Origin of the sequence: Pseudidiomarina sp., assembly GCF_048268165.1 — a bacterium.
Taxonomy (GTDB): domain Bacteria; phylum Pseudomonadota; class Gammaproteobacteria; order Enterobacterales; family Alteromonadaceae; genus Pseudidiomarina.
The window spans coordinates 44,501-51,208 of the sequence record NZ_JBLWWA010000005.1 but is presented as its reverse complement, the minus strand read 5'-3'; the positions used below and the strand labels follow the sequence as shown (position 1 = coordinate 51,208).

Below are 6,708 nucleotides of genomic sequence, written 5' to 3'. Positions count from 1 at the left end.
TTCCCCATGTGAGAGTAGGACACCGCCAGGCTTTAAATCGAGAACCCCGAGCTAACGCTCGGGGTTTTTTTATGCCTAACGATTAACGATTAACGCCTTCTTACTTTTCTATTGTATAGAAGATATCGCCGCCTTGAGATTGACCACTGGTCGTCGTCTCGATAATCAACTTCTCAGATAGTAGGTAGCGTATTAAAAAGCTATTGGTGTTCTCAAATAAGCCCACACCATATTTCACATATAACTTCGGTGATAAGTACTTGCCCACGTAAAATGACGTATCGTTCGGGTTCATCGTAGAATCAATACCAAACTCATCAAACCCAAAGGTATCTTGTAGGGACTCTCCGAGTAAATCTGTTCCCTTAGACCCTAACAGTATCAGTGCTTGTAACTGCAAGTTCTCATTGCCCGCAGAACTTACTCCAGAACCTCGACCGAGTATTAAGTACGACAACACTTCACTGTCAGGCATTGCTGGCGTTGAATACAGCCGGAAGTCTGGCTCTAGGAGTGTTCCACTAATTTGTGCGCCAACCGAAACCCGTTCTGTTGAGATAATATTTTCCTGTGCTCGAACAACCCGCAAATCTAAACCTGGATTAGCTATTGGCCCACCGCTATAAATTAAAGAGCCCCGTTCAATTTCTAAACGTTGACCATATAGCTCATAAAAACCTTTGGTAACGGAAACACCGCCGGTAGCGGTTAGAGCACGACTTGGAGTTTCGGAAACACGAAGGCTTCCAGCTAGTTCACCTTCAAAACCAAAACCTGTCACCTGAATTTTATCCCCTAAGGTTACCCTTACGTCGGCATATAAAGGGTAAATAGAATCGCTTTGTTGCGTTACAGGTTCGCCATTTTCAAATACTTTCACATCTGCAGAGGGTGTGGTTGCAATCTCGCTGAGTTCAGGTTGATCAATTACAGCGTAAGGAATGAGCACATCGCCGGTAATGTCGATACGTTGATTCTTTACACGAATATTGATATTCGGGCTGACATCGATAGTGGCTGTCGGTAACTGCACTGCACGGAAGCTTTCACCTTCAATTTGTATATCAAGTTCAGTTGCCAGGGGCTGAACATTGCCTTTTATACTTATCCAGCCATCGCCCGATTGTGCTTGGCCATCAAGAGTAATTGAAGCATCAACATTCGGCGTGTCAAAAGCCGCGATTCTGACATCGGTAAGCAGTAAGCCACTTTGTGCAAAGCCAATCTCTTTTGCTGCAAGCTCAACGGAACCGGTTATTTCAGGTGCCTTGGCGTTGCCACCAATGGTGATTAGGGCTAATGCTTGGGCCTCTTCATATCGTAAATCCGGCAATACCCACTGTAGTACTGTGAGGTCATGCAGCTCCATGATGATCTCGCCTTGCAGTGCTGCGACATCCGTCAGGTCAGAGATAGTGATGTCTCCTATAACGAGACCACGGTCTTCTTCTAATTCAGCAGTAACTTCTGCTTTGATCGATTCGGTATTTCCGGCCCAATTAATTCGCCAGTATTCAAATCGCGTGCTCACTTCTTCATCAAGCGCGAACAAAACAGTACGCTCACTACCCACGTTACCTTGAGTGTGATCGAGCGTCCAAGTTTCTGTGTCATACACGATGGTGCTATTAAGAGTAGCGAGCCCCCAAATTCTTTCAGCAACCTCAGCAGATCTAAATCGGTTGAGTAATGCTAATGGCAGATTCGAACCATTTATTTGTGTGGTTTGCTTTGTGCCTTCAGATGCGCTTGCTAAACATAGTTCGGCAGCAGCTGTTCTACCTTTAGAAATAACGCAAAAATCGGTTACCGAAAAGGCAAGAGGCTGATCGACTGGTAAATTAACTGTGGCTGGTTTATTGGTGCGCCATTGACCAAAGTCGGGATGATTCGCATTAAAATCTTTAACCTCTATTTGTAACGACTTATCAATTTGACCAACGACAGCTAATTTCACATCGAGTGTTCCAGCCAGATAGTCGTTGTCATAAAGCGCCTCGAGGTTTGGTATCTTAATTAATGCAGATAGTGGTGATTCCTTCGTCATCGCGCCATCAAGTACAACCTCGTTATCCATCCACGAAATATTGAAATCGTGGGCGCTTAGGCGATTGCTGAGGAAGGACAGTTTACCCTTTGCAGATAGCTCGGGGTCACTGTAGCTAGCTAACTCAGGCGGAAAGGCAGTGAGACTGTGTATATCTAACTCTGCTTTAAGTTCGGATGCCCAGTTGGCCTGTGCGGTAAATTCTGTAGTAATTAGTTTGGAAGTTATGGAAGCAACTTCAAAATTAATGTTCTCCGCACTTCCTTGACCGTGAAAGTTGATATTAACCGACTGATTATCTGCATACGCTCCTGCAGCTACAAATTTATGTTCATAGGCTGATAAATTGCCGCGCACTTCGCCGACAGCCGATTCAAAATATAGAGGCTGTGGAATGAGTTCATTCGGAACTGCGATACGCTGCGCGGTTAGATTTACGTCGAAATCAACCTGCTCTGGAGCCGTTGTCGCTTGCAGATAGTTTGAAACGACACCCCGTAGCTCAATGGTGCCGAGCTTGTCGCCAATCTGGTCTACGTTTAATCGCTCAATCATAATTTGTTGGTTGTCGACTGTCGCAAGTGCGCTTGTCGAACTATTGCTTAACCAACTATATAATGGCGAGTCTTGTTCACGGAACATCGGTAAGAAAGGTGCGACTGCTAGCTGGTTAAGCTCAACCTTGCCAAGCCAACTGGGGTTATCAAGCAGGTTCTTAATATCTATAGCAGCCATTTGCTTCGTTGCGTTGGATGAAACGCTAAACGCGTTTTCGATACGAAGTTGCTTTACGTCACCAACTAGTGTCGATTGACCAGACACTGCAGCAATCTGCGCACCTTTGATTGGGTCAGCCATGAACCACTTAGCGTTAAGCCGCAACGGATATGTACCCGAGGTTTGAATTCGTCCAGCAACTGTTGCATCGATAGCTTCATAATTTATTTGTAGATTGGGTATGGAGAGTTGATCACCTTTCCATGCCAATTGCCCACTCAGGTTGGGCAGTGACGTTGTCGCTTCGGGCGAGGCGTACGCGCTTTTCGTGGTGCTGAACTGTTTAATTACTAGGTGAATTGGCAACTGAATATCTGGCAACGTAATTGTTGTATCAGTTGACTGAGGCGCAGCGGTATTGAATGTTTTAAACAACAGCTTGTCGGTGTTAACTTGCTCGAAAACCAACCTTTTTTCTATAAGCTCCATTGGTTGCCACGAGACTTTTACCGTATCCGCAGAGAGTTGCCAAAACTCGTTTTTTATCTCTAAACCGGTTAGTTCAAGTGAACTCAGCAGGTTTCCTTGTATGGCCGTGTAATTGATTTCAAGATGCGTGAAACGCGTGGACTGGTCGATGATAAAGCGCGAGCCATTGGTGGTCATCAGTAAAGCCACAATGGCGCTTGGTATAATAACGAACAGAATCACAATGAGCCAGGCGAGATATTTTACGAACTTCATAAGTCAGGCCCCAGCGTCAAGTGTAAACGCCATGGGTTACTTGGTTCGTCCATGGCCATAGCTAAATCTAACCGCACCGGGCCTATGGGCGAGACCCAGCGAATACCAAAACCGACCGATTGTTTCAGCCGATCGTTCCAGTCCATCATACTGTTACCGATATCGGTAAAAAGAGCGACCCGCCAGTTCGATTTGAAGGCATAATCCACTTCAATAGAATTTGCAGTCATAAAGCGACCACCGACCACAACACCTTCATCATTAGTGGGGCCAAGCTGCTGATATGCATAACCGCGGACACTATGATCACCACCGGCAAAAAAGCGCAATGTTGAACCAAGCACCTCAAAATCATCTGTCTGTAAAGCACCAACTTCACTTCGCATAAGCACACGCCATTCGTCGTTCAGTCGATGTACCCATTTCGCACTCAATTTTACCGAGGCAAAGTTTGTGTCCGCCATGAAACTCTCATGGGCGCCCTGCAGCATAATGGAGATACGGTATCCATCATCGATAATATTACGATTTGCCGGCAGACTGGAGCTTTCGATAAGACTCCATTCAACCGAGGGAATTAGAAAGTTTGAACTGGTTGTAGGCTCATCACCAAACGAAAACTCTTCGCGTTGATAGGCTAACTGGTAAGTGCGATGCCATCGTTCATAGTGTCTTATGTCTTTAAAGGAGGCGCGGTATAACTTTGAACGCTGCGCTTCAAAGGAGCGATCGGTTATCTCACCGTTAAAACTATAAGAGTCTCGAGCCGGATCATTGCCGGGAATTATATAACTTACATAGCCTGTATTTTGTACTTCAGATAAACGAATTACGCTACTCAAACGATGGCCACGATCATTCACCCAGCGCCGATCGAAGCCCATGGTAATCCGTGCGCCGGTATCAGTACCATAACCTAAACCGACTTGATAACGGTCGCGCTTATTTGGCGATAGGGTTACATCAATAGGCACTTGATTGGTTGTTGCTTGATCCCATCGCGGTGATACTTCAACGGCACTAAAGTATTCACTTCCGGCTAAGTCAACTTGCAAATCAAGCAGTGCACGCGTGTTAAATGGTTCACCGCGTTGGTGGTGGATGAAACGTTCAAGCAAACTCTCATTAAGAAACGAACAGCAGAAAGCGGTTTCACCAAATAAATAACGCTCGCCAGATTCAAACACCAACGTCATATTCGCAACCTGCTTGTCGCGCTCTACTTTAATGTTATGTGTCGAGAACTGAGCATCATAATAACCGCGCTCTGCTGCCAGATTACGTAGTCCGGATTTTAAATTTTCATAGGCTTGATGGTTAAATGGTTGGCCACGAGAGGGAAGCCTTTCTTCGAGCAATTTCTGAAATGCGGCATCATATTGTGCACTTCCGGTAAGCTGGATATTTACATCACCATAGGTGGTGACGGGGCCCACTTCGACGGTATAGATCACAGTCCAAGTGTCGTCTCCCTCAATAACTTCGCTTTTTACTTGAGCATTATAGAAACCGTAGGGTTCTATAGCCGTTAGGAGTTCTCGCTCACCTTTTCGAGCAAGATAACGTACTCGAAATATCGATGGGACTGTTTGGCCCTCGAGTGCTTTGATACCAATGTAAGCTCGAGCATTCTGCAGGAGTTGCCCTTCGATTCCTTCAATCCGTACAGCAAGCTTTGCATCACTTTGCTCCCACGACGACTGCGCATAGCTCACTTGTATGAAGCACAGTGAGACTACGATTAACATTCCCTGAAAACAGCGACCGCAAACACCCATGAATTACCTTTCAAATAAGTACATACAAAAACAGCAGTATAGCACCCACCTCACCGTGAAGTGGTGAAAAATGCCGCAGTTAAGCGATAGAACATTACAAATAGCTTGCCAGAGAATGTTTGGCCAGTATAATTCAGACCTTGATTGCAGGGGTGTAGTTCCAATTGGTAGAACAGCGGTCTCCAAAACCGACGGTTGGGGGTTCGAATCCCTCCACCCCTGCCAGCTTTTTAATGCTTTCTTATCTTGAGCGTTTGGGCTAGGCTAATCGCATGACAGATCGAACGACTCCTCTTTTTAATAAATCACAACAAAATGCATTAGCAGCAATTGGTCTGCCGCTTTGGCATGAGCGTTCCACTAATGTGGATGTGCCACCAAGACAGCAGAGACATTGTTATCGCTTGAGCAGTTGGTTAATCGTGACCGACAGTCCACTTCCCGTAAACCGCCCACAATGGCTGAATGATTTAGTTCACACGTTAGATCAGGAAAAGTCTGGTGCGCTGGCTGAAACAGCGGCAAGTACCATCGAAAACTGGCCGAAAGAACACATCATTTATTTAGCCTTAGAGCCTGGCAACGTATTTCCGGCTGCGGCTAAACGCGAAACGTGGAATCAGATAGTTAGCCGCTTGTTGTGACCTCAACACTCCCCATTTTACCCCTCGACTGGACGCCAGCGGTTAGTAAAGTCGAAGTCGCTGCTGCTGAAGTACCTTGGTCAGAAATGAATTTAAGATCATGCTTTGAGGCTGATTATCAAAATTTCGGTATTTGGTCACACGATGCACGCGAGTTGTACGCCTTTATCTTAGTTCATCAACCCCTTGCTGATGAATGGACCATTATTAATATTGCGGTTGTACCGCAGGCGCAACGGCGAGGCTATGCGGAAGCTTTAGTTCGGTACGTAGTGGCGAAAGCGGCTCGGCAGCCGGCGAAGGTATTTTTAGAAGTGCGCTCAAGCAATAACGCAGCACGAAAGCTCTATCAGAAGGTGGGTTTTCAAGAGATTGGCTTGCGCAAGAATTATTATCCAACCCTGAGTGGCACGAAAGAGGATGCGATTGTGATGCTCTGGAACAAACCTACTGAGATTCAATCGGTATAAGTTGGGCAAAACTTACTGCGCAAAAGCTGCATAAATTGCATGGTGTCAGGGTCATTAATGGAATAAAAAATAGTTTGAGCTTCTTTTCTGAATTTCACTAACCCTTGTTGACGCAATACAGCTAAATGCTGTGAGAATGCTGATGGGCTAAGCGGAAAATGCTGGTTTAATTGACCAACACTTTTTTCACCACCGGCCAAGTGACACAAAATTTGCAGACGATGTTCGTTCGCAATTGAGCGCAAGAACGCTGCGGCATCTTGTGCTTCATCGGTTTGCATTTCAGCATCCATCAGCATGCTCATAAC

General features: G+C 45.8%; 5 protein-coding genes and 1 tRNA gene. 3 read left to right on the top strand and 3 right to left on the bottom strand.

Annotated elements, in window-relative coordinates; all coding sequences use genetic code 11:
* Positions 1–100: 100 nt before the first annotated feature.
* A complete protein-coding gene (locus tag ACN0UY_RS11135) occupies positions 101–3,508 on the bottom strand; it encodes a translocation/assembly module TamB domain-containing protein (protein ID WP_417667108.1) in 3,408 nt (1,135 codons plus the stop codon).
* Positions 3,505–5,256 (bottom strand): autotransporter assembly complex protein TamA, encoded by a 1,752-nt coding sequence (locus tag ACN0UY_RS11130; RefSeq protein ID WP_417667106.1) that lies wholly within the window; start codon positions 5,254–5,256, stop codon positions 3,505–3,507. Before ACN0UY_RS11130 ends, ACN0UY_RS11135 begins: the two co-directional genes overlap by 4 nt.
* A gap of 178 nt (positions 5,257–5,434) precedes the next feature.
* Between ACN0UY_RS11130 and ACN0UY_RS11125 the strand changes: the two genes are divergently transcribed.
* From ACN0UY_RS11125 to rimI, 3 genes are all read left to right on the top strand, one after another.
* A tRNA-Trp gene (locus ACN0UY_RS11125) sits at positions 5,435–5,511 on the top strand.
* Between the two features lie 47 nt (positions 5,512–5,558).
* Complete coding sequence (locus tag ACN0UY_RS11120) at positions 5,559–5,930, top strand: hypothetical protein (protein WP_417667104.1); 372 nt, start codon at positions 5,559–5,561, stop codon at positions 5,928–5,930.
* Positions 5,927–6,400: a ribosomal protein S18-alanine N-acetyltransferase gene (gene rimI, locus ACN0UY_RS11115; protein ID WP_417667102.1), complete on the top strand. Its 474-nt coding sequence runs from the start codon at positions 5,927–5,929 to the stop codon at positions 6,398–6,400. Before ACN0UY_RS11120 ends, rimI begins: the two co-directional genes overlap by 4 nt.
* Here the strand turns inward: rimI and ACN0UY_RS11110 are convergent.
* Entirely contained in the window at positions 6,388–6,705 is a 318-nt protein-coding gene (locus ACN0UY_RS11110; RefSeq protein ID WP_417667100.1) for an ArsR/SmtB family transcription factor, read from the bottom strand. The two genes, rimI and ACN0UY_RS11110, sit on opposite strands and share 13 nt — an antisense overlap.
* Positions 6,706–6,708 lie beyond the last annotated feature (3 nt).

Bases quoted from the DNA above. Each gene is read 5' to 3' on its own strand.
- ACN0UY_RS11135 (WP_417667108.1), bottom strand. From the start codon at position 3,508: ATGAAGTTCGTAAAATATCTCGCCTGGCTCATTGTGATTCTGTTCGTT.
- ACN0UY_RS11130 (WP_417667106.1), bottom strand. From the start codon at position 5,256: ATGTTAATCGTAGTCTCACTGTGCTTCATACAAGTGAGCTATGCGCAG.
- ACN0UY_RS11120 (WP_417667104.1), top strand. From the start codon at position 5,559: ATGACAGATCGAACGACTCCTCTTTTTAATAAATCACAACAAAATGCA.
- ACN0UY_RS11110 (WP_417667100.1), bottom strand. From the start codon at position 6,705: ATGAGCATGCTGATGGATGCTGAAATGCAAACCGATGAAGCACAAGAT.